The following is a 501-nucleotide window of genomic DNA, read 5'->3' as shown; positions in this document are numbered from 1 at the left end:
TTCCAATTCAGGCTGCTCGCCCCTCGGCATAGTTCCAGGCTCGGGATAGATCGATCTATGCCGACGTCGGCATAGGTCGATGACATCGGGATGCTGCCGTCCGGTCAGGCCGCCGCCGAAGCGTTCTACCGCCTCGTCGATGCCGCATATGAGCGCCGCAGCGTCGTGGTGACCAGCAACCTGCACCCGTCCGGGTTCGACACGATCATGCCGAAAACGCTCGCGACCGCCGCGGTCGACCGACTGCTCCACCGGCCAGTCCGAACTACACCTCCCCGGCACTCGCCGCGCAGGCGCGCCAGCGGCTACAGGATGCCGGTGTGAAGTACGAACTGCACGCCGCCGAAAACGATCTCGCGGACCAAGTCGTCACCCTGGCCACCGATACCGGCGCCGACCTCGTCGCACTCGGATTGCGCCGTCGATCCGCGGCAATGAAACTGCTCCTCGGCAGTCACACCCAGCGCATCCTGCTCGACGCGCCCTGCCCGGTGGTGGGCG

At 66.5% G+C, this 501-nt stretch carries 1 protein-coding gene and 1 pseudogene; both read left to right on the top strand.

Features of this window, described 5'->3' with window-relative positions; genetic code table 11:
• Window positions 1–75: 75 nt before the first annotated feature.
• Window positions 76–252 (top strand): annotated as a pseudogene (locus P3H15_RS55050) (ATP-binding protein); the annotation flags it as partial.
• Window positions 253–320: 68 nt separating this feature from the next.
• On the top strand, window positions 321–501 hold a 181-nt coding region (locus P3H15_RS55045), incomplete at its 3' end, for a universal stress protein (RefSeq protein ID WP_346348900.1).

It is taken from the genome of Rhodococcus sp. T2V (assembly GCF_029269925.1).
Lineage (GTDB): Bacteria > Actinomycetota > Actinomycetes > Mycobacteriales > Mycobacteriaceae > Rhodococcus_F > Rhodococcus_F koreensis.
The sequence above is the reverse complement of the archived record's forward strand: the minus strand, read 5'-3'. Positions and strand labels throughout refer to the sequence as shown.